This window comes from Salinimicrobium catena, from assembly GCF_900102915.1.
In the GTDB taxonomy this organism is placed as follows: domain Bacteria; phylum Bacteroidota; class Bacteroidia; order Flavobacteriales; family Flavobacteriaceae; genus Salinimicrobium; species Salinimicrobium catena.
In genome coordinates, this window is sequence record NZ_FNGG01000006.1 from 58,775 (window position 1) to 80,960 (window position 22,186).

26 protein-coding genes are annotated in these 22,186 nt (G+C 43.2%); 13 read left to right on the forward strand and 13 right to left on the reverse strand.

Annotated features, from left to right (window positions below):
* Positions 1–11: 11 nt before the first annotated feature.
* Together BLS64_RS11770 and BLS64_RS11775 are read right to left on the reverse strand one after the other, a co-directional pair.
* A complete protein-coding gene (locus BLS64_RS11770; RefSeq protein ID WP_143019313.1) occupies positions 12–536 on the reverse strand; it encodes a hypothetical protein in 525 nt (174 codons plus the stop codon).
* Positions 537–679: 143 nt separating this feature from the next.
* Entirely contained in the window at positions 680–1,123 is a 444-nt protein-coding gene (locus BLS64_RS11775; protein ID WP_093113734.1) for an Hsp20/alpha crystallin family protein, read from the reverse strand.
* Between the two features lie 213 nt (positions 1,124–1,336).
* On the opposite strand from BLS64_RS11775, the gene BLS64_RS11780 reads away from it, so the two are divergent.
* Positions 1,337–1,597 carry a DUF1456 family protein gene (locus BLS64_RS11780; RefSeq protein ID WP_093113733.1) on the forward strand — a complete coding sequence of 87 codons (261 nt, stop codon included), beginning with the start codon at positions 1,337–1,339 and terminating at the stop codon, positions 1,595–1,597.
* Positions 1,597–2,295: a phosphoadenylyl-sulfate reductase gene (locus tag BLS64_RS11785; protein ID WP_245693451.1), complete on the forward strand. Its 699-nt coding sequence runs from the start codon at positions 1,597–1,599 to the stop codon at positions 2,293–2,295. Before BLS64_RS11780 ends, BLS64_RS11785 begins: the two co-directional genes overlap by 1 nt.
* Positions 2,296–2,356: 61 nt before the next feature.
* On the opposite strand, the gene BLS64_RS11790 is transcribed toward BLS64_RS11785, so the two are convergent.
* The 5 genes from BLS64_RS11790 to BLS64_RS11810 all read right to left on the reverse strand — a co-directional run bounded on the left by BLS64_RS11790 (position 2,357) and on the right by BLS64_RS11810 (position 5,800).
* Positions 2,357–2,683 (reverse strand): hypothetical protein, encoded by a 327-nt coding sequence (locus BLS64_RS11790; RefSeq protein WP_093113732.1) that lies wholly within the window; start codon positions 2,681–2,683, stop codon positions 2,357–2,359.
* Between the two features lie 118 nt (positions 2,684–2,801).
* A complete protein-coding gene (locus tag BLS64_RS11795) occupies positions 2,802–3,167 on the reverse strand; it encodes a hypothetical protein (protein WP_143019314.1) in 366 nt (121 codons plus the stop codon).
* A 167-nt stretch (positions 3,168–3,334) separates the two neighbouring features.
* Positions 3,335–3,679, reverse strand: a complete 345-nt coding sequence (locus BLS64_RS11800; protein WP_093113730.1) for a hypothetical protein — start codon at positions 3,677–3,679, stop codon at positions 3,335–3,337.
* Positions 3,680–3,844: 165 nt separating this feature from the next.
* Positions 3,845–5,038 (reverse strand): ADP-forming succinate--CoA ligase subunit beta, encoded by a 1,194-nt coding sequence (sucC, locus tag BLS64_RS11805; protein ID WP_093113729.1) that lies wholly within the window; start codon positions 5,036–5,038, stop codon positions 3,845–3,847.
* 108 nt (positions 5,039–5,146) lie between these two features.
* Positions 5,147–5,800 (reverse strand): LON peptidase substrate-binding domain-containing protein, encoded by a 654-nt coding sequence (locus tag BLS64_RS11810; RefSeq protein ID WP_093113728.1) that lies wholly within the window; start codon positions 5,798–5,800, stop codon positions 5,147–5,149.
* 193 nt (positions 5,801–5,993) lie between these two features.
* Here BLS64_RS11810 and lysA point away from each other — a divergent pair, with 193 nt between their 5' ends.
* Both lysA and BLS64_RS11820 read left to right on the forward strand, forming a co-directional pair.
* A complete protein-coding gene (gene lysA, locus BLS64_RS11815; protein WP_093113727.1) occupies positions 5,994–7,238 on the forward strand; it encodes a diaminopimelate decarboxylase in 1,245 nt (414 codons plus the stop codon).
* A gap of 90 nt (positions 7,239–7,328) precedes the next feature.
* A complete protein-coding gene (locus tag BLS64_RS11820) occupies positions 7,329–7,781 on the forward strand; it encodes a DUF4168 domain-containing protein (RefSeq protein ID WP_093113726.1) in 453 nt (150 codons plus the stop codon).
* 63 nt (positions 7,782–7,844) lie between these two features.
* On the opposite strand, the gene BLS64_RS11825 is transcribed toward BLS64_RS11820, so the two are convergent.
* The gene (locus BLS64_RS11825; RefSeq protein WP_176763474.1) at positions 7,845–8,819 is read right to left on the reverse strand and encodes a potassium channel family protein; all 975 of its coding nucleotides are present in this window, start codon (positions 8,817–8,819) and stop codon (positions 7,845–7,847) included.
* 148 nt (positions 8,820–8,967) lie between these two features.
* Between BLS64_RS11825 and BLS64_RS11830 the strand changes: the two genes are divergently transcribed.
* Both BLS64_RS11830 and BLS64_RS11835 read left to right on the forward strand, forming a co-directional pair.
* On the forward strand, positions 8,968–10,281 hold the full coding sequence (locus BLS64_RS11830; protein ID WP_093113724.1) for an erythromycin esterase family protein: 1,314 nt from the start codon (positions 8,968–8,970) through the stop codon (positions 10,279–10,281).
* Positions 10,282–10,290: 9 nt separating this feature from the next.
* A complete protein-coding gene (locus tag BLS64_RS11835) occupies positions 10,291–10,977 on the forward strand; it encodes an MBL fold metallo-hydrolase (RefSeq protein ID WP_093113723.1) in 687 nt (228 codons plus the stop codon).
* Here BLS64_RS11835 and BLS64_RS11840 read toward each other — a convergent pair.
* Both BLS64_RS11840 and BLS64_RS11845 read right to left on the reverse strand, forming a co-directional pair.
* Positions 10,974–11,690, reverse strand: coding sequence for a DUF72 domain-containing protein (locus BLS64_RS11840; protein ID WP_176763475.1), 717 nt, complete (start codon positions 11,688–11,690; stop codon positions 10,974–10,976). The genes BLS64_RS11835 and BLS64_RS11840 overlap by 4 nt on opposite strands.
* Complete coding sequence (locus tag BLS64_RS11845; RefSeq protein ID WP_093113721.1) at positions 11,687–12,472, reverse strand: Fpg/Nei family DNA glycosylase; 786 nt, start codon at positions 12,470–12,472, stop codon at positions 11,687–11,689. Before BLS64_RS11845 ends, BLS64_RS11840 begins: the two co-directional genes overlap by 4 nt.
* Positions 12,473–12,695: 223 nt before the next feature.
* Between BLS64_RS11845 and BLS64_RS11850 the strand changes: the two genes are divergently transcribed.
* Both BLS64_RS11850 and BLS64_RS11855 read left to right on the forward strand, forming a co-directional pair.
* A complete protein-coding gene (locus tag BLS64_RS11850; RefSeq protein WP_093113720.1) occupies positions 12,696–13,292 on the forward strand; it encodes a M48 family metalloprotease in 597 nt (198 codons plus the stop codon).
* 187 nt (positions 13,293–13,479) lie between these two features.
* A complete protein-coding gene (locus BLS64_RS11855; RefSeq protein ID WP_245693453.1) occupies positions 13,480–14,154 on the forward strand; it encodes a hypothetical protein in 675 nt (224 codons plus the stop codon).
* 121 nt (positions 14,155–14,275) lie between these two features.
* On the opposite strand, the gene BLS64_RS11860 is transcribed toward BLS64_RS11855, so the two are convergent.
* Complete coding sequence (locus BLS64_RS11860; protein ID WP_093113719.1) at positions 14,276–15,802, reverse strand: GH3 family domain-containing protein; 1,527 nt, start codon at positions 15,800–15,802, stop codon at positions 14,276–14,278.
* A gap of 55 nt (positions 15,803–15,857) precedes the next feature.
* A complete protein-coding gene (locus BLS64_RS15475) occupies positions 15,858–15,989 on the reverse strand; it encodes a hypothetical protein (protein WP_143019315.1) in 132 nt (43 codons plus the stop codon).
* On the opposite strand from BLS64_RS15475, the gene BLS64_RS11865 reads away from it, so the two are divergent.
* From BLS64_RS11865 to yidC, 3 genes are all read left to right on the forward strand, one after another.
* The gene (locus BLS64_RS11865; protein ID WP_093113718.1) at positions 15,945–16,178 is read left to right on the forward strand and encodes a DUF3820 family protein; all 234 of its coding nucleotides are present in this window, start codon (positions 15,945–15,947) and stop codon (positions 16,176–16,178) included. The two genes, BLS64_RS15475 and BLS64_RS11865, sit on opposite strands and share 45 nt — an antisense overlap.
* Positions 16,179–16,298: 120 nt before the next feature.
* Positions 16,299–17,936, forward strand: coding sequence for a CTP synthase (locus BLS64_RS11870; protein WP_093113717.1), 1,638 nt, complete (start codon positions 16,299–16,301; stop codon positions 17,934–17,936).
* 71 nt (positions 17,937–18,007) lie between these two features.
* On the forward strand, positions 18,008–19,849 hold the full coding sequence (gene yidC / locus BLS64_RS11875; protein ID WP_093113716.1) for a membrane protein insertase YidC: 1,842 nt from the start codon (positions 18,008–18,010) through the stop codon (positions 19,847–19,849).
* Between the two features lie 78 nt (positions 19,850–19,927).
* On the opposite strand, the gene BLS64_RS11880 is transcribed toward yidC, so the two are convergent.
* A complete protein-coding gene (locus tag BLS64_RS11880) occupies positions 19,928–20,902 on the reverse strand; it encodes a fasciclin domain-containing protein (protein WP_093113715.1) in 975 nt (324 codons plus the stop codon).
* Between the two features lie 222 nt (positions 20,903–21,124).
* On the opposite strand from BLS64_RS11880, the gene BLS64_RS11885 reads away from it, so the two are divergent.
* Positions 21,125–21,514 (forward strand): lipocalin family protein, encoded by a 390-nt coding sequence (locus BLS64_RS11885; protein ID WP_093113714.1) that lies wholly within the window; start codon positions 21,125–21,127, stop codon positions 21,512–21,514.
* Between the two features lie 139 nt (positions 21,515–21,653).
* A complete protein-coding gene (locus BLS64_RS11890) occupies positions 21,654–22,049 on the forward strand; it encodes a lipocalin family protein (protein ID WP_093113713.1) in 396 nt (131 codons plus the stop codon).
* Positions 22,050–22,186 lie beyond the last annotated feature (137 nt).

A 22,186-nucleotide genomic window follows, 5' to 3' on the forward strand; every position in this document is an offset into this window, starting at 1 on the left:
AAAGGAAGGTTTTATTTCACCCGTAATGAGTGCATGATCTCTTTGGCTGCAGGACTCCACTCATTCATGCTATCAATGGTGCAGTTAAATGTGCATAAAAGCAGCTTTCCATCCAAATCGGTAAAAAATATCAGATTGTAGATCTCTGTGTCTATTGCAGGAGTCACTAATTCCAGGTACCCGACTTTCCTCCCATTAATTGTGGTAACTCCACTGCTTTTCCATTCTGCCGAGGGATAAACACTTTCGAAAGTTTGGACCAAGTAATCTTTATAAGAGTCGATTTGGCTTTGGGAGGCCTGGCTTTCCGTCAGGTTCAAAGCCACATTAATTCCTCCCGTTTTATTCGTGTAGACCAGTTTTGGCCTATTTGCTGAAGGGTACTTTGTATTCAGCATTTCTTCAGACATGATCTGAAAATTCTTAGGGATCTTTAGCTCTAACCGGTTGTTGAGCAATGATCTCTTTTCCAGTTCGATGTTCACTGTTGCCGAAACGAGAACCAGCGTTAAAAGTACAAGCCCGAAGTATTTCATTGTGATCACTTTTTTATCAAATATCATCCAAAAGTTGATATGAAATTAAAACAACTACCTGTTTGTTAATAACTTTCCAATTTAAGGCAATAAAAAAACGCTCCTTTTCGGGAGCGTTTTTTGTCCTTTTTGAGATCCTAGGATTAAGCGATCTCGATCATTCGTTTTGGCTGCACTTTGGCCTCTTCTTTCTTTGGAAGAGTGATCTCAAGCACTCCGCTGTTATAAGCCGCAGAGATCTTTTCGCTGTCCACAGTTTCAGGCAGGCTAAAAGCCCTTTTGAAGTTGGTGTAGCTGAACTCTTTTCTTGTAAACCTTCCGTTCTTTTCTGAAGTTTCATTTTCTTTTTTCTCTTCAGAAGAAATGGTCAATACATCATTGTCCAGCTCGATATTGAAATCTTCCTTGGTCTTTCCGGGAGCGGCCACTGCAACCATGAAGTTGTCATCGCTCTCAAAGATGTTTACCGCAGGAATGCTGGTTCCAATGCTGTTCACGTTAGTTGTTCCTCCTAACCAATCAGTCTTAAACATATCGTCGAACACTGATGGCAGCCAGTTGGCCTCGTTTCTCTTTATTAAGCTCATATCATTTAGTTTTTTAGGTTTCACATTTACTCCTTAGCAAACCGAATACCACTCCTTTTTAACCGACATTATGTCCTATTAACCACAACTTAATATGTCTTTTTGTCATTTAAGATGTTAAACTCTTTAATTTTTGCCTACTTTGCTTAAGAAGGATTTCAGTGGCTGGGGAAACTTGATTACTTTTGCAGGCATCTAATATTCCGCGCTTCTATGGCTTTATCAAATAACGACATCTTCAAAAAACTTCGAGTCGCCCTGAAACTGAGAGATGATGACATTGTACACATTTGCTCCCTGGTAGACTTCAAGGTGACCAAAAGTGAGATCGGAGCCATTTTTAGAAGTGAAGACCACCCTAAATACATGGAATGCGGGGATCAATTTCTTCGGAATTTTCTCAATGGCCTGGTGATCTATAAACGCGGCCCAATGCCTAAAAAGGAAAGTAAGGACGTAAAGAAAAAAAGCTAATGCCCCCTATGGAAATGATCGCAGAAAAAAGAGAAATTTCGGCAGAGGAGATCAAATTATTGAATGAAAAATACCAGAGCCTCTCTCTTCTGGAAAGGGTTGCAGAGCTCTACAATGATTTCTCTGCCAATGAGATCATGCTCACCAGTTCCTTTGCAGCTACTTCAGCATTTCTTCTGAAACTCTTTTCTGATGTTAACCGCGACCAGTTAGTTCATTTTATAGACACGGGATATCACTTTGAAGAAACTTTAAAATATAAGGAGAGACTTAGTGAAAAATACGGCCTAAAGGTGAGATCGATCAGCGCCTTAAAGGAAGAACATGCCTTCACTACTGCCGACGAGACCTGGAAAAAGAATCCCGATTTTTGCTGTTACATCAATAAAGTGAAGCCCCTTGATCTTATTAAAACCAAATATACCGTTTGGGTTAGCGGACTTATGGAATGGCAAAGCGACCACAGGGCATCTCTAGATATTTTTGAGAACCGCGGAGACATTCTCAAGTTCTATCCTTTACTGGACGTTACACAGGAAGAAAGGGACGCATTCATAGAAGAACATAAGCTCCCCTTCCATCCGTTGGTTTCCAAAGGCTATCATTCTATTGGTTGCTCCCACTGCACTGTGGCCGGAGAAGCCCGCAACGGCAGGTGGAACAACAACCCCAAAACAGAGTGCGGCCTGCACCTGTAAAAAGAAGAACCCGACCAAAGGCCGGGCTCATCCTAACTCAAACATTGAAACAATTTTTGGCTTATCTCACAGTTACAGTAAGCTCATAAACTTTTCCTTTTAGCCACTGCTCGCCCGTAAGTTCTTTTCCGTTCAACTCTTTCAAAAGGACCTGATTGATCTCCTCATTGGAAGAAGCTACAGAAAGGCTCTGGATCCTGTCTTCTTCAGAAATGGAAAAGAAGATGGTAACTTCAAGAGCGCCTTCAGAAACATATGTTTCTGACTTAACCAGTTTTTCGATCTCTTCGGTAACTGAAGCAGGATCGGTGAATTTCTCAGCCTTAGCAAAAGCAGTAGTACTAAGGACAATAGCAAAAATGACAAATAACGTTTTTAAATTTTTCATGACGGTTCGTTTTGATTGATTGATATTGATTGATCGATTTACTATAATGACTGTTGAAAATTTGGATCGTTACAATTCTGAAACATTTTTATATTTCTTTTAACAAATTACGTTTTCCCTACCGGCTCACCTCCAACTTTACAGGAACAGCATAAACCTCTCCTTTTTCCCAATAACTGCCATGAAGTTTACGGTTTTGTAGTCTTGTTTCAATAAAACACTTCACAGCAGTATCTCTTACTATTATTGAGCGGATCGATATCTTCTTTTCAGGAGTGACATTGAATATCAATACCGCCTTTGTCTCCTCCTCTATTACCAGCTCAGACTCCCGTAGCATCCTTTGAATTTCCCGGGATAGCTCATCCTTTACCAAAGGAGCGATTTCAACATTTTCACTGAAAATACCAGGTGCCTCAGCCGAATAACTTAAAGGGCTTAGGGTCATGAGAAGTAATACGATTGGTAATTTAAAAGCTGTCATAATTAATGGTTTTAGATTTTTAATTCATTTATTTTCATACAAGACTTTCAACCATAAAAAAAGACGCAAAGTTTTTTGGAAAAATTTTCTCCTCTTCAATTAATGAACCACCTACGACAAAAAAACCCGGCGTAAAAGCCGGGTTTTCCATAAAATTACAAATTTTTCTATCTCATAGCTCGCACCCTTACAGGCAGTTCATATAGCTTTTCTGCAAACCAGTCATCACCATGAAGTTTCCTGTTCTTTAGTCTTTTTTCCAGAAAAGCGTTCACTGCTTCATTTGAGGATTCAATAGACTTTAATTCAATTCTCTTTTCAGAATTGACCTTGAAGACAACCGTAATCAAAAAATCATTTTCAATGATCAGGTTGGAATCGGCTAACATCTTTTCGATCTCATAAGAAATTGGAGAGTTAGATCTATCCTCTTCAGAGGGAATTTCGGCAGCAAATATAGTACTGCTAAAAACTAAAGCCAGGGCAACGAATAATAATTTGAAGGTTTTCATAAACAAATGATTTAAAATGATTGATTGATGATTTACCTTAGAGACCTTTCAACCCCTTCATTTGTTACACCGCCATTTTCAGCTTAACAAATCTTTAACATTTCAAAAGCAGACATAAAAAAAGCCCCGAATCCCGGGGCTTCAAACTTCTGTATGTTTTTGTGCTTAAGCCAGCACCTCGTGTACTTTATCAGCTGCTTCCTGGAATTCCACAGCACTGTGTACATCAAGTCCGCTGTTATCGATAAGTTCTTTAGCGATATCGGCATTTGTTCCCTGTAAACGAACAATGATCGGCACTTTAATGGCGTCTCCCATGTTCTTGTAAGCATCAACGATACCCTGTGCCACACGGTCACAACGAACAATACCTCCAAAAATGTTGATCAAAATAGCTTTTACTTTCTCATCTTTTAAGATCAAACGGAATGCCTCTTCTACTCTTTTTGCATCGGCAGTACCACCAACATCAAGGAAGTTAGCAGGTTCTCCTCCCGCTTGCTTGATAAGGTCCATGGTTGCCATTGCAAGTCCGGCACCGTTCACCATACACCCTACGTTTCCGTCAAGGTCAACATAGTTAAGACCTACGGCTTTAGCTTCCACTTCTACAGGATTTTCCTCCCGGGTATCACGCATTTCAGCGTAATCTTTATGACGGAAAAGCGCGTTATCATCTAAAGTCACCTTGGCATCAACCGCCATGATCTTGTCATCGCTTGTCTTTAGAACAGGGTTGATCTCGAAAAGAGAGGAATCAGATTTTGTGTACGCCTCATAAAGAGCCATCACGAATTTTGTCATTTCTTTGAAGGCAGCACCGCTCAATCCAAGGTTGAAGGCGATCCTTCTTGCCTGGAACGGCATCAATCCAACTGCAGGATCTATCTCTTCGTTGAAGATAAGGTGTGGAGTCTGCTCGGCTACGGTCTCGATGTCCATTCCTCCTTCAGTAGAGTACATGATCATGTTCTTTCCAGTAGCGCGGTTAAGAAGAACCGACATGTAATATTCTTCCGGCTCGCTGTCTCCCGGATAGTATACATCTTCGGCCACCAACACCTGGTGAACTTTCTTACCTTCCGCAGAAGTTTGTGGAGTCACCAGGTTCATCCCGATGATCTGTCCTGCGATCTCTTCTACCTCCTGAAGATTCTTTGCAAGTTTCACTCCCCCGCCTTTTCCACGACCACCTGCGTGAACCTGGGCTTTGATCACATGCCACCCGGTTCCGGTTTGTTCAGTAAGTTTTTTTGCAGCATCTACTGCCTCTTTAGCATCTTGTGCAACGATACCTCTTTGTACGCGTACGCCAAAGCTGCTCAATATCTCTTTTCCTTGATATTCGTGTATGTTCATAATGAGGTGTTTCTTCTGTGTTTATTATGGTTCACAAAAGTAACAAACATTATAGGATTCTGCCAATCTTTTTTAAAAGGGGAAACTGCCGAAAGAACGGATATAATTTCATCTTTGACGCAAACGGAACTCCCTGAAATCCAGCGGGTCAAAATTCCGGAAATGGCCGTTTAGTTCGATCACATATTTGGCCCTGTTCATTTCCTGCACGATGGGAATGGTGATCAACAAATGATTAATGAGGTAAGAAAGCCGTTCTTTTTCAGATCTCTGCTTTAAAAGGGTATATTCCTGCTGAAGTGACAATCCTATTTTGTGCGCCAGGGTAAAGCTGCGGAAGGTTTCCCGGTCAATGTTTGGCGGCGGCACTTCGAGATGAACATAAAGCTCGGTAATGAGATCCATCAACTGACTTATCTGCTCCTCTTCGGGGTTGTCAATATCTTCCAGAAATTCAACATCTCCGCCGGCATAGATCTTTCCCTTCTCGTGGTGATCGAATTCTTTGATCCTGAATACCCTTAGTCCTCTGCAGATCACATCCTTGGCTCCTGAAGGATAACTTTTTGCCACAGAGGCAAGTTCTACTTCTGTCCCATACTCCAACCGATTGTTCAGGTAAACCGGAATGCCAAAGGTAATACCTGTATCCTCGCAGTCTTTAATCAACTGCTTGTAGCGCTCTTCAAAAATGTGCAGGGGGAGCTTTTCTCCGGGGAAGACCACGTTCTGTAAAGGAAAAAGCGCTAATCTTGTCGTCATAACTACCTGATTTACAATTCTCAATTTACGAATTTTCCGGGTTTTATTCCGGCACTCCATCACATATTAGGAAATATTAATTATCACTTGCTCAGTTTAAAAATAACAATTTGTTAGAATTGGTTAATTTTACAATAGTTGTGCAGTAACCTTATAATTCTGCTTTACTTTTGCACCTTTAATTTTTCCGAAGATGAACAACAGTGACCTTTTAGCCATTACCCGCGAATTTGGAGACCCGGTTTATGTTTACGATGCCGAGAAGATCATTTCTCAATACAGGCGCCTGACCAGTGCATTTAAGCCGGTTAAGCAGCTAAAGATAAATTATGCCGTAAAGGCTCTTTCAAACCTCAGCATTCTTAAGTTGTTCAATAAACTGGGGGCAGGGTTAGACACTGTTTCTATCCAGGAAGTGCAGTTAGGGCTTGAAGCCGGGGTTGAACCCTCAAAGATCATCTACACTCCCAACGGGGTGTCTCTGGAAGAGATCGAACAGGTGGCCAAGCTCGGGGTGCAGATCAATATCGACAACCTTTCCATCCTTGAGCAATTTGGCTCCCGCCACCCGAAAGTTCCGGTATGCATCAGGATCAATCCGCATGTGATGGCCGGGGGAAACACTAATATTTCGGTTGGGCATATAGATTCCAAGTTCGGCATCTCCATTCACCAGATCCCGCATTTGATGCGCATAGTGGAAAATACCGGGATGAACATCAACGGAATTCACATGCACACCGGGAGTGACATCCTGGACATAGAGGTTTTTCTTTATGCTTCGGAAATTCTATTTGAGACCGCCAAGAACTTCAAGAACCTTGAGTTCATTGACTTCGGAAGTGGTTTTAAAGTACCTTACAAAGAAGGTGACATAGAAACCAATATCGAAGAGCTGGGAGAAAAACTTTCAAGCCGATTCAACGAGTTCTGCAAGGAATATGGAAAAGATCTTACTCTTGCTTTTGAACCCGGAAAGTTCCTGGTAAGTGAAGCCGGAAAATTCCTGGTAAAGGTGAACGTGATCAAGCAGACCACTTCTACCGTCTTCGCACAGGTAGACAGTGGCTTCAACCACTTAATTCGTCCCATGTTCTACGGTTCGCGTCATGAGATCCATAACATCTCGCATCCCGATGGAAGGGAACGCTTCTACTCGGTGGTAGGCTACATTTGCGAGACCGACACTTTTGCCAGCAACCGCAGGATCTCAGAGATCAAGGAAGGTGATATCCTGGCCTTCGACAATGCGGGTGCTTACTGTTTCTCTATGGCCAGCAACTACAACTCCAGGTTTCGTCCGCCAGAAGTATTATGGTATAACGGGAAAGCCCATCTTATTCGAAAAAGAGAAGAATTCGAGGATCTTACCCGCGGACAACTTCCGGTTGAGCTGGAGCTTTCGGAGAAAGTTGAAAAGAAGAGCCTTAAAAGTTAATCTTTCAGAAAACTTTCGGAAAAAGCCGCCAATTCTTTTGCGCTCCAACTCATAAATTTTAGGTTTGTCGTTTAACCTAAAAATAGATTTATGACTTTTAGAACAAAGAAATTTGCCGGATTCTTCCTGTTCTTCGCTTTGACCGCCACTACCCTTTTTGCTCAGGCAGATCAGGCTAAGGTGACCGATGCTGAACTGAACAAGTTCGCCGCTGTTTTTCAACAGATGCGCATGATGAACCAGGAAGTTCAGCAAAAAATGGCGCAGGTAGTCGCAGAAGAAGAAATGGAAATTCAGCGGTTCAATCAGATCCATAAAGCGCAACTTGATCCTGCGGTTGAGGTTGAGACCACCGAGGAGGAAGAAGAAGCTTACGAAGAGATCGTAGCCGAAATAGAAGAAGTTCAGCTTGAGTTTCAAGAAAACATCCAGGAAAACGTGGAAAAAAGCGGATTGACCATGGAAAGATACAAGCAGATCGCCACCCGGCTACAAACCGATGCGGAACTGCAGCAACGATTAAAGGATACTTTTCAGAAATAAAAAATCTGAAACATTTTAAAAGGCGGCCGATGGCTGCCTTTTTTTATACCTGTTCTTTATCTTTTATAGCTGTTCTTTCATCTTATAGACCTCTTTCCAGCTCCAGCCGGCGTAATAGAGGCTGGAAGTAAACCTACGATCCATCTCTGTACTCTTTTTAAAAGTATGCCCGTATTTCTGCCAAAAACTTCGCAAAGTATCCAGCTTTTCCTGGTTATGAAGATCTTTATCGGGACCTTCCAGCCCAAGGTCCAGGTACTTTTCAATGGCATTGATAAGAGTACACAGTTTTGCATGCTGAATGCTTCCCTCCTTCCAGTCCATTCGCAGGACCATCAATACTTCAGACAGGATAGCCAATTGCACGATCAAAGCAGAATTGCGCTTCTTGGTCAGGAAGTAATTGGTCATGGGAAAAGCGAGGTAACTACTGGCATTTTGAAGGATCTGCTTCCGCAGGTCATTGGCATCAGATAATAACCCGTCAAGATTTTGGTCTTTTTTAAAGAATTGATAGATCTCTTCCACATCCCCTCCCAGGGTAGAGATGAAGAAAGCCAGTTCTTTTTTGCTCAGTACGGCCTGCACTACGCTGAGTAAGTAAGTCAAACCTGTGGTGATGAGGATGAATCCGGTAAAGGAAAGAATTCCGGTGAGGATCCTGCTGGTTTCACTGCCGGGAACAAAATCGCCAATTCCCAGGGTGGAAAGCACATACGATGTGTAATAGAATCTTTCATCTTCTGTGGCCGGTAAAAAAGTGCTTCCGTTGACCACCATTTCTTCTTTTGCGGTAAAAATCAGGAATGCACCGCAGAACAGGAGCCCCAACCAGACCGAGGTGGTGATCAATAAATGGGCAAGTCCGGAATAACGATAAATGGATCTGCTCCGGTTCCTTATAATGAGGCGGTTCAAAAGACGATTCAATTCCCGCGAAATAAATCCGAAACCATTACCCGATAAGGTAGTATGAAAAAAATCAAGAAACGTAAGGGCAATCACAACCAGACCCCCGATTATTTGAAGTGAATCCATAGCATTCAATTTAATTAAAACCTCCTTAAAATTTGAAAAGAAGGACTTAAACTTTTCTAAAGCCACTGCTGCTTCGGGCATTGCCCTCTAAATAATTCGTACCTTATTTATTGTAAATCAACCGAATAAATCATTAAAGCATAGAACCATGGCAAACTGGATATCAAACTTCACTTCAGAAACAGATCTTTCAGCAAAACATATTCGTCCTCTTGAAAATGCCGAAGACCTGGATCCTTTGATGCACAGGATAGGAGATGCAAAATACGTGCTGCTGGGGGAGGCTTCTCACGGCACGCACGAATATTACACCTGGCGGGCAGAGATCTCAAAAAGGCTTATTGAAGAAAAAGGTTTTTCGTTTGTGGCTGTAGAAGGTGACTGGCCAGATTGCTACAAGATCAATCGCTGGGTCAAAGACCTTCCAGATTCAGGGTCCTCAATAGAGGAAGTTTTAAAGACCTTTAAACGCTGGCCCACCTGGATGTGGGCAAACTGGGAAGTCGCGGCCTTTGCCGAATGGATGAAGAGCTACAACTCAAATCTTGATCCTGCTGAAAAAGTGGGCTTTTACGGGCTTGATGTCTACAGCTTATGGGAGTCTATGGAAATAATTGTCAATTACCTGGAAAAAGAAGACCCCGAAACCGCAACTTTAGCCCGGCGTGTGGCTGAATGTTTTGAACCTTACCGCAAGAACGATTCTTACGCCACGGCTTACCGTGGCATGAACCAGAGGTGCCGTAATGAAGTTGTACAGCTGCTTACTGAAGTAAGGCAGAACATCAAAAAGTACAACGATGAGCGGGAGGCCGACCTCAACGCAGAGCTGAACACCCTGGTGATGAAAAATGCCGAGAAATACTATGAAGCCATGGCCTCATTTGACAGCTCTTCCTGGAACGTGCGAGACTCGCACATGGTAGAAACCTTGAACCATCTCATGAACTACCATGATGATCATGCCAAGGTGATCATTTGGGAACACAACACCCACATTGGCGACGCCCGCGCTACAGACATGGCCGCTCATGGCATGCACAACGTGGGGCAGCTGGTCCGCCAGCAGCACCAGGATGACGGGGTGGTGCTCGTTGGCTTCGGATCATATCAGGGGTCTGTAATGGCAGGTGAATTTTGGGGAGGAAAAATGAAGAAAATGGAACTTCCCAAGGCCATAGAAGGCAGTGTGGAACGATTGCTTCACCAGCACCACAGCAAGAACCAGCTCCTCATTTTTGATGACGATTCTCCGCTCAAGGAGATCTTCCAGGAAAGGCTGGGTCATCGCGCAGTTGGGGTGGTTTACGATCCTCATCATGAAAGGGGAAATTACGTTCCTTCCAGGCTGTCTGACCGTTATGACGCTTTCTTATACATTGACAAGACGAAAGCCTTACATCCGCTGCACCTGAAACCCGACGGTCATTTAGTCCCTGAAACTTATCCCTTCGGAATTTAAAGCTGCAGCATGAAAGTTAAGATCCTGGGCACCCGCGGCAAGATCCCGCAATCGGCGCCACGACATAAGAAATACAGCGGAATTCTCATCGATGACAAGATCCTGATAGATGTGGGGGAAGAGAAATACATGGAAAATGATCCTGAAGCCATTGTTTTTACCCATTTTCATCCGGACCATGCTTTTTTTGTTTTCAACGAGGAAGAATTTTCTCCTGAAATCCCCCTTTTCGGACCCGAACCCCAGGAATTGGTCCCAACCCTGAAGGTGATCACAAAACCCTTCAGCATTGGCGATTATCATTTTACTCCCGTTCCAGTGATCCATGCCCTACGCCTGAAATCTTTAGGTTACGTGATTCAAAAAGGGGAAAAAATCATCTTTATCACAGGAGACGTAGCCTGGATAGAAAAAGCGAATCTCAAGGATCTTCCAAAGGTTGACCTGGTCATAACTGAAGCTTCTTTTATACGCAAAAGAGGCATGATAAGAAGAAAGAACGATCAGATCTTCGGACACACCGGCATTCCTGACTTGCTAAGACTGCTGGAGCCGCTTACCTCAAAGATCGCCCTTACCCATTTTGGGGGATGGTTCTTTAAGGATATCAGTGAATCACGTAAAAAATTAAAAGCTCTGGAAACCAAAGATCTGCAGATCATTCCCGGCTATGACGGAATGGAAATAGAAATTTAACTAAAAAGCTGTTTCAGTTGTTCGGCATTTTTGGGCGCATTAGCGTGAATGTCATTATTGAAATAAATATAGATCTCCTCCAGATCCTCTTTCATGATCTTTTCATGCCACTCTTTCAACTCTTTTTCAGAATAAAGATAGTCATACCAGTTTTTCCCTTTTCCGTGGAACCGCAGATAGCCGATTTTGCCGGTAGTGATCATATCTTCTGGAAAATCGGGACTGGAAATACTGCAGTAAATTACTTTGTGTTCCCTCAAGATTTCATAAACCTCCTCATGAAACCAGGATTCATGCCTAAACTCGATCACATTTTTGCGCCTGCCGTCGAGAGTTTTACAGAAATTAGTTAGCTTTTCATCGTTCCGGTGCAGGTTACCGGGTAACTGCCATAGGAGGCAACCCATTTTTCGTTTCAGGAACCTGGTCAGGTCTTCAAAGTCTGACACGCTTCGCTCCACCTCTTTTAATTTTTTACGATGGGTAATGTATCTGTGACCTTTCAGCGTAAACTTAAAATCTGAAGGTACCAGATCATGCCAGTTTTTGAGGGCTTCTTCCCGCGGAAATTTGTAAAAAGTGTTGTTGATCTCTACCGTGTCAAAAACAGTAGCATAGTATTCCAGCCAGTTCTTTTGCGGCATTTTTTGAGGATAGAACTTACCCCTCCAGTCCTTGTAATTATAACCCGAACACCCTATATGGACCTTCATTTTTGCTCTTTTTGACAGGAAGGGCAGAAATAAGTGCTCCTTCCGGAAACCTTGATCTGTTTGGTCTTTCCGGAACATTTGGGACAGTCTTCCCCGTCCTTGCGATGGTTGATGAGATAGTCTGAAGGAAATTCAGACCGCTCCCCTTCCTTATCTATGGCCATTTTAAGCACCTTTTTCATCTGCTTGTAAAGTTGCTTTTTCTCAGCTTCGGAAAGCTTATCTACTTTTGACTTCGGATGGATCCCACATTGATACAGCATCTCGTCTGAATAAACATTCCCGATACCGGATAGAAGATGCTGGTCTGTGAGTGCTCCCTTGATGCTGCCGCTTTTATCTGTGAGTAAATTCAGGAACTGCTTTTCTGAAAGTTCCAGGGCATCGTCACCCAACTCATGTTCTTTTTTGAATTCCTCAAAGCCTTCAGCCAGGTAGATCTTTCCGAGTTTTCTCCGGCAGCTGTAGGCAAGATGGTAATCGTTGTCAAAGCTCAGCAGCATTTTAGTGTATTTGGGAGTTTCCCGGTTCTGGTAGTATTCCAGTTTTCCGGTCATTCCGAAGTGGAAGACCAGCCATTTCCCGCTGCTTATCTTTATCAGAAGATATTTCCCCAGCCTGGTGGTTTCTTCCAACTCCTCTCCTTTTAAGGCCTTCTCAAAATGTGATTTTGGAGCCTGCAGCAAACTGGCATCGGGAAATGACAGCTGGGTGATCTTTTTGTGAAGCGCGGTGGCATCCATATACTTTTTATTAAGAGCGATCTCGGGTAGTTCTGGCATAGTCGTTGAATTAAGTTAGCAGCATTAATTTACTTAAAAACAAGCTACTACCCAATTGAATACCTACAGTTTTCTTTGTATAACAAAAAGAATCTGTTATTTTAAAAGGGAGGAACGGCATGTTTCCTAAGTTCAAAAACCCATTGTCTTGCGCAGAGTTTCAGTCATTTTATTAATAATACCACTATTTATTGCAGTTGTGGGCTGCGGAGCAAATAAATCTATGAGCGAAAAAGTAGTTTACCAGGATAATAAGATCATTCCCCAATCTATTCTTGAAGAAGCCAAAACCGCGCTGTCTTACTATCCCGAACTAAAAGACGTTAAGATCGAGTTCAGGTATAAAGAAGACATCAAGAAATCTTTTATGCAGGCGCAGCCTGAATTTAGCAACCTGTTCAAAGGCAAGGACGACCGCAGTTATAATGTTTTCATCAGCAGCCGATTTCTTATTGAGGAAGAGGAGTTCTCTATGGCCGATGTTCCTTCGGAAGTGCTTATCGGCTGGCTGGGGCACGAACTTGGTCACATCATGGACTACCGGGATAAGTCGGCCGCGGGATTGATCATTTTCGGCCTGCGTTACGTTACTTCCAAAAATTACATCAAAGAGGCCGAGCGTGCCGCGGATACTTACGCAGTAAACGCCGGAATGAGTGATTATATTCTGGCGACAAAAGATTTTATTCTTAACCACTCCCACCTATCCGACTCTTATAAAGAAAGGATCGCCCGCCTGTATCTTTCCCCGGAAGAGATCATCGTGCTGGTAAACAAACTCGAGGAAGACCTGGAAAAAGCAGAACAGGAAGGAAGCTGAGGAAATGTTTATTGTATAATGGTTAATGTATAATAGCTTCGTGTATTGAAATTTCTTTAAAACATTAATACAAATAACTCATAAGCATTGGCATAATGGTTGATTCTCCTTGCATATCCTAATTGGATCGGCTTAAGGTTCATTTTCCATGAATTTCAGAACCGCCACGCCTCAAAACTCATGTGCAATGAAGAAAATTTTTGTTCTGGTTTTAATCTTCTCGTTTCTTGCAGGAAATTGTAGTTGTGCTACCAAAAGAAATTTTAAGGAAGAAAAGATCCTTCACCAGGGCAACAAGATCATACCGGTAAATATCGTGAATGAAGCCAAAATTGCTCTCTCCCATTACCCCCAACTTGAAAACGTAGAGATCGAGTTCAAATATAAGAACAACATTAAAAAGTCTTTTATGCAGGCACAGCCCAAATTTGCCAACCTGTGGAAAGGAAAAGAGCACCGTAGCTACTATGTTTTTATGAGCAGTAAATTCCTTATTGAAAACCAAGAATTCTCTATAGCCGATATTCCTTCGGAAGTCCTTATTGGATGGCTGAGCCATGAGTTAGGGCACATTGTTGATTACCGCGAAAAATCGACCTTGGAACTGGTGCGCTTTGGTGCAAGCTATATTGCCTCAGAAAAATTCATCAAAAAAGCGGAACGAACAGCAGACACACATGCTATAAGCCACGGATTAGGAAATTATATTTTTGCAACCAAGGATTTTATCCTCAATCACTCCAGTTTGTCAGATTCATACAAAAGGAGAAAGGCACGGCTTTACCTCTCTCCCGCAGAGATAATGGCATTGGTGAACAACCAGGAGGAAAACCTGGAACAAGTAGAACAGGAAGGAAGCTGAGGGAATGTCTAATGTATAATGATTAATGTATAATGCCCATCAAGCAGCTTATAGAAATTTAAGATAATCTCTTTGATGATCTATTTTCATCTGATCATTGTTCATTGTTTATTGCTCATTGCTAATTTGTCATTGACCTTACGAATTTTTCCCATTCGGCGAATTTGTCTTCTTTCATCACTTTTTCCATTTTGACCTGTCCGCCTTTCTTTTTGTTTTTCGCGCTCCATTCATGGAAGACAGTAGGTGAAATCGTCACAACTTCCACTCCCTTTAGCGCCTTTTGACGGGCAACTCCGTAATTCTTGTTGGCTTCTTTCAGGTGATTATCCAGGGCTTCAGCCAGCTTTTCAGCTTTGGCTTCGCCTTCCACTCCCATGTACCATTTGTGGATGTATTCCCCATCTTTTTGCACCGCGGCCACGGTAAATTCCGGAATAGTGATCCCAAATTCCTTTTCCAGCTCTTTCACCGCATCCTGCATTTTATTGACAGATAATTGAGAACCCACCACGTTCAAAAAGAACTTCGTACGGCCGGTAATCTTGATCTCCATCTTCTCTACATCGGTGAACTTTATAGTGTCGCCAATAAGATATCGCCAGGCCCCTGAAACAGTACTGATCACCAGGACGTAGTCTTCTTCCTCTTTTACATCCTTCAGCCCCACCACGGGCGCATCGGGTATAAGCGAGCCGTCTTCGTTGATAAATTCAGGTTTAAAAGGCACAAATTCAAAATAGATGCCGTTGTCCAGCACCAGCTTCATGGCCAATGTACCGGGCCGTGCCTGGAACGCCAAAAAACCTTCCGAAGCCAGATAGGTATCTATTACAATTACAGGGTGGCCCAGGATCTTCTCAAAGGCCTTTTCATAAGGTTCAAAGGCCACTCCGCCGGTGGAATATACCTGCAGGTTGGGCCAGATCTCGTGGATATTCTGTACATTATGATACTCCAGGATCTTCTTGATCATGAGCTCCGTCCAGGAAGGGATTCCGGTAATGGCCCCAATGTCCCAGTTCTTTGCCTCTTTCGCGATCTGTAATACCCGCTCATCCCAATCGTTGATGGATGATATCTCCATGCCCGGTTTATAAAAATCCCTGAACCAGAATGGAATGTTGCTTGCGCTTATCCCGCTGATCTCACCTTCTTCGTGGTCGCCCTTTTTATCAAGATCTGTAGAGCTGCCCAGCATCATGATCTCCTTTTCGAAAAAATCAGACGGCAGGTCAAAATTGGTCAGCGTCCCCACCTGTTTGATGCCGGTCTGTCTTATGGCTTCCATCATGTCATCGGTTACCGGGATCCTTTTGCTGGACTTTCCGGTGGTGCCCGAACTCAATGCAAAATACGGCGGCCTGCCGGGCCAGGTGACATTTTCGGCTCCTTCGTGCATTTTGCTCCACCACTCTTCGTTGATCTTGTTGTAATCGAAAAAGGGCACTTTTTGTGCATATTTTTTTTGAATATTCTCACTTTTCAGGATCTCTTTAAAGCCATAGAATTTCCCGAATTCGGTATCCTTCGCCTTTTCCAGCAATCCGCGGAGCACCTTTTCCTGTGCCTCAAAAGGATCGGGTTCAGAAATAACCGCATCCCGGGCATGTAGCAAACCCTTTATAATTGAACCTATAACAGCCATAAAATCTCTTTTTTTTGAATATACTCAAAAGCTGAAACTCCTGTAAAACCCATTATCAAGAATTTAACTTTACTTCAGGCCAAAGGCAGATTAATTCTTTTAAAATGGCATTTACTGCCACTTTTTTCCTGAAATTCGCCGCATGGAAATTCAACCAAACCATAAAAGCCTGCTCGAGCTTGCCCATGCGAAAATGTACTTCGGAAAATACAAGGGCAGATATTTGTCTGAACTTCCGGAACATTACCTGGTCTGGTTCAGGCAGCAGGGATTTCCGAAGGGAAAATTAGGCGACCAGCTACAGCAGGTCTTTGAACTGAAGGTCAACGGAATGGAACATATCCTCAGGACCATTCGGCAGAAGTATCCACGGTAAAAAGGATGCCTCTAAAGCCTTAAAGTTTTCCTAAAGTATTCCGGCTTAGATGGTTTCTTTTTCTATTCTTCTTTGTAATTTAGCGCCCTGAATAAACAACGCACAAAACACCCTTTCAAAATGGCTGAAACCAAGTATATTTTTGTCACCGGCGGTGTATCCTCTTCTCTGGGAAAGGGTATTATTGCTGCGTCTTTGGCAAAATTACTGCAAGCGCGTGGTTACAAGACCACTATTCAGAAGCTGGACCCCTACATCAATGTTGATCCCGGCACCCTGAACCCTTACGAGCACGGCGAATGCTATGTGACCGAAGACGGGGCAGAGACCGACCTTGACCTGGGCCATTACGAACGATTTTTGAATGTAAATACCTCACAGGCCAATAATGTTACCACCGGCCGAATTTACCAAAGCGTGATCGAAAAAGAGCGCCGCGGGGAATTTTTGGGAAAAACCGTGCAGGTAGTTCCCCATATCACCAACGAGATCAAGGAACGCATTCAGCTGCTTGGAAAGAACCACGAATATGACATTGTGATCACAGAGATCGGTGGAACCGTAGGTGACATCGAATCCCTGCCATACATAGAAGCGGTAAGACAGCTAAAGTGGGAACTGGGAGACGACAATGCCCTGGTGATCCACCTTACCCTGGTGCCATTCCTTTCGGCAGCGGGAGAATTGAAGACCAAACCTACCCAGCACAGCGTAAAAACGCTGATGGAAAGCGGGATCAAAGCCGATATTCTGGTGTGCCGTACAGAGCACGAACTTTCAGACGACATAAGAAGAAAACTAGCCCTTTTCTGCAACGTGAAGCAGGAAGCGGTGATCCAGTCCATAGACGCCTCTACCATTTATGATGTTCCAAATATGATGCTGGAAGAAGGCCTGGATACCGTAACGCTGAAAAAGCTGGCCCTGCCCGATGATTCTTCACCCAACCTTACCCAATGGAACGAATTCCTTAAAAGGCATAAGAACCCGAAGCATGAAGTTACTATCGGCTTGATAGGGAAATATGTGGAATTGCAGGATTCCTATAAATCTATCCTGGAAGCCTTTATTCATGCGGGAGCAGCGAACGAGGTGAAGGTGAACATTGAGAGCATACATTCAGAGTTCATCAATGACACTACCATAAAGAACAAGATCTCTCACCTTGACGGAGTACTGGTAGCTCCCGGATTTGGGGAACGCGGAGTAGAAGGAAAGATCGATGCGGTACGTTTTGCCAGGGAGCAGAAAATACCATTTTTGGGCATCTGTCTTGGAATGCAAATGGCCGTGATCGAATTTGCGCGTAACGTGCTGAAATTGAAGAATGCCAATTCTACCGAAATGGATGCTTCAACTCCGCATCCGGTGATCGATCTTATGGAAGAGCAAAAAGAGATCACCCACCTGGGCGGAACCATGAGGCTTGGTTCCTGGAAATGCGAATTAAAAGAAGGTTCCATTGCCGAAGAAGTCTACGGCAACAAAACCATTAGTGAAAGACACCGTCATCGTTACGAGTACAACAACAAATACGCCGAACAACTGGAATCTCAGGGTATGCTGAGCACGGGGATAAACCCTGACACTAAACTGGTGGAGATCGTGGAAGTACCAGAACACCCATGGTTCGTGGGAGTACAATACCACCCCGAGTATAAGAGCACCGTAGCGAGCCCACACCCACTCTTCGTGGCATTTGTCAAAGCGGCAAAGGAATATTCAAAGCAACAAAAAAATGCCACCTTGGCACAATAACCTTAGTTGGTCACAAAATTGACTAACACAATAAAAGCGGAAATTACCGCACGTTTTATTTACACCGAATAATGGAAGAAAAAAAGTTAGATATCAACTCCCTCATAGGTTTCATCTTAATTGGTGGGATCCTGATATGGATGTTGTACATGAACCAAACTGCTCCCGAAACCATTGAGGAGGAAGCAGGAACCGAAGAAGTAGTAGTTACCCCCGAAGAAACTCCGGATAGCCAGGACCAGCCATCTGTGCAGGTCACTGATTCAGCCGCGGTTGCCCAGGCGCAGAGCCGCCTTGGAGCCTTCGGATATTCGGCTACCCTTCCTTCAGCACAGGAAAATACCACTACCATAGAAAATGATGTGCTGGAATTAAAGGTCGAGAACAAGGGGGGGTATATTTCCGAAGCAAGACTGAAAAATTTCAAGACCTACGACTCCATCCCGGTCTATCTTATAAAGGACGGCAATGCTTCCTTCAACATCAATTTCAGTACTACCGATGGCAGGGTTCTGGACACGCAAAACCTGTTCTTTGAACCTACTGTGACCAAGAACGGTGAAAACACGGTACTAAGCATGAAACTGAAAGTTTCTGATAACGAGTTCCTAGAATACCGATACGTCCTGAAGCCGGGTGAGTATATGATGGACTTCAGCATAAGATCGCAGGGGCTTGGCGATGTATTCAACACTGCGAACGCCGTGACCATGGACTGGAAGCTGAAGGGTTACCGTCACGCCAAAAGTATTTCCTATGAGAATAGATATACAGAACTTATTTATGAGTATGGCGGCGGAGATGACGACTACGTAACCGATGGCGAAGATGAAGATGAGGACATCACTTACGTGGCTTATAAACAGCACTTCTTCACCTCTATTTTACTGACCGACACTCCTTTTGAAACCGGAAGATTCAAGTCTGAAAATCTTGTTGAAGATGAAGAGATAGATACGGTTTATACTAAAGCCTTTGCTTCTACTTTCCCTCTGGAGCTAAAAGGCGGAGAGCTGAACTACAACATGAACTGGTATTACGGGCCAAGTGATTACCAGATCCTGAATAATTACGACCGCAATCTTGATGAGATCATGCCTCTTGGATGGGGGATCTTTGGATGGATCAACAAATACATCTTCATTCCGTTCTTTGCCTTCCTGAGTTCGTTCTTACCAAGCTACGGGATCGCTATTATCGTTATGACCATTGTGGTCCGTATCGTGCTGTCTCCGGTGACCTACAAATCTTACCTGAGCCAGGCTAAGATGAAGGTGTTGCGTCCTGAGATCAATGAACTTAACGAGAAGTACAAAGACAACCCAATGAAGAAGCAGCAGGAAACCATGAAGCTGTACAGCAAGGCAGGAGCCAGCCCAATGAGCGGGTGTTTGCCGGCCTTGATGCAGATCCCGGTTTTCTATGCGCTTTTCCAGTTCTTCCCGAGCGCCTTCCAGTTGCGTCAAAAAGGATTTTTGTGGGCAGATGACCTTTCCAGCTATGATACCATAGCCCAGCTGCCGTTCAACATTCCTTTTTATGGAGATCACATTAGTCTTTTCCCTATCCTCGCCTCTATTGCCATTTTCATTTATATGATGATGACAACCGGGCAGAACATGCAGAGTCCGCAACCGGGAATGCCGAACATGAAGTTCATCATGTACCTTTCTCCGCTGTTGATGTTGTTCTTCTTCAACAACTACGCGAGTGGTCTTTCATTGTACTATTTCACCTCAAACCTTATTACGATCGGGATCATGCTGGTGATCAAGCACGTGATCATTGACGAGGATAAGATACATGCCAAAATCCAGGAGAATAAGAAGAAACCGAGAAAGCAGGGTAAATTCGCGCGCAAGATGCAGGAAATGATGGAGCAGGCAGAACAACAACAAAAAGGAAAGAAATAATACTTTCTCATATTAAAAATGAAAAGCCCGGCAGTGACCGGGCTTTTCTCTTTTAACACAACAACCTAAAAGGGGGGATTAAAATTGGGGGAGCAACACAGTGTCTAAAACATGGATCACACCATTGGTAGCCTGCACATCTGTAGCGATAACGGTGGAGGTCCGTCCACTGGCATCTGTGATTACCACATTATCTCCCAGATTTACGGTAAAGGATTGGTCAATGAGGGTGTTGACTACCATAGCATCTGTGAGATCTGTAGACCGCACATTGGCTGAGGGTACAACGTGATAGCTTAGAGTGGTAGCGAGTATATCTGCAGGTACCTCATCAAGACTCGCAAAATTCATTTCTTCCAAGAAGGCTGCAAAGGCATCATTGGTGGGTGCAAAAACAGTGAATGGAGCAGGATCTTCAGAAGACATTAAAGTAGAAACGAAAGTATAATCCTCCTCACGAGTGAGGGCAGCTACAAGAATATCAAATGTAGGATCTGCTAAAGCAAAGGTCGTAATATCAGGTAATCCTATTACAGCATCCACAGCATGGATGATCCCGTTCGCCACCTCAATATCAGCATTCTCTACTGTAGAGACTCCGTTGATCATTACTCCATTGGAAGTATTAATGTACATGCTCAGATTTTCTTCGGAAGCTGCCCCGGTGGCCATACTTTCAATATAACCGGTACTAAGATCGGCAGCCCTGATCTCTCCTGACTGTACGTGGTTCAACAGGATTTGTGTAAGTATTTCCTCCGGTACTTCTTCAAGAGAAGAAAATCCATTGTCTGCGAGAAATGCAGCAAAAGCATCATTATCGGGTGCAAAGACAGTATAAGATGCAGTACCGTCTAAAGTTGCTGTCAACCCGGCCACTTCAAGGGCTGCAGCCAAAGAAGAGTAATTATCATTAGAAGCCACAAAATCGGCAACGGTCATTGGCTCTTCTACTGGCGGGGTATTCATATCGTCGTCATCGCTGCAGGAGTTCAAGCTAAATAATAGCATAGGGATCAAAAGGATCTGTAAAAAATTTGAATAGGTTTTCATAGCAATAAGTTTAAATAATTACTCAAATTTAATTCATAACTTTCAATAATAATGTTTAAGTTAAGTTAATTTTATTTTAACAAAATCTCTCCACCCAATTTTGTGGCTCAGAATAATTTTTAATTAAACTGTTTATAAATCAGCCTCTCACCTGGTTTTTATTCTACTTAATCATCTGACGCACAGACATTTTTATTATATTTAGTAGAAACACCACGTATTATGAAAAAAATTTTGATCCTTTTGATGATGACTGCTTTGGTGGGGTTCACCTCATGCAGTGATGATGACGAAGAAGGTGAACGAGTTCTGGGAACCTGGATCCTTCAAAGCGTTGAACCGAATACATTATTTGATCCACAGGAATGCGCGAACAATTCAACTGTAAGAGTTGAAGGTGACAATACCCTTACCGCGAACTTCTATTTTCAGCAGAACAACTGTGATCTCACATCTGGCGAAGGAACCTGGCAAAAAACCGGAGCCTCTTCCTATTCGTTTGATTTCCCTGAAGTAGGAGAAGTAAGTGGAACAGCAACTTTCCCTAGCAAAGACAGAATGATCTTTACTTCTGAAGAAGGCATTGTCTTCACATTTCAAAGACAACTATAAAGCCCCTATTGACTAAACATTTGAAAAAGCGGCCCTTAGAGCTGCTTTTTTTTATGATATTTTTATAAATTCAAATTAGGCGGTGTTAAAACTTATTTGGATTTTTCCGTCACCAATAAAACCTACTAAACCGTTTATTATGAAAAAACACCTGATCTTTCTACTGGTAGCCGGACTTTTCGCTTTTACTTCCTGTAGTGACGATGACGACGGAGCATCTACTAAAAACACTGTTATAGGAACATGGACTCTTGTACAGATCAACCCTCCCGTTTGGGATCTGGAAGCGTGTGATGACAAACCAGTCGTTACTTTCAATGAAGATGGCACAGCAGATATGACCTGGTATGATGAGGACACCTGCGAGGCCCAACCCAGTGAAGGGGAATGGAGCAAGGAATCTGCTACTCAATACACTATAAATGTATCGCCTTTTGGACTTTTAGCGGGAACGGTAACCTGGGAATCTGAGAACAGGTTCGATTTCTTAACCAATTATCAAGGTGTGGATTTTACGTTTACCTTCGAAAAGTAAATTCAATACATTTTAATTTAAAGCGGCCTTTCGGTCGCTTTTTTTGTTTAAGGCTTCTCGTAACCGCGTCCTCCCTACTTCTGAGAAATGGCATATTTTATGTATTTTTGCGGCAGCAATACAGCCCTCAAAAAAGA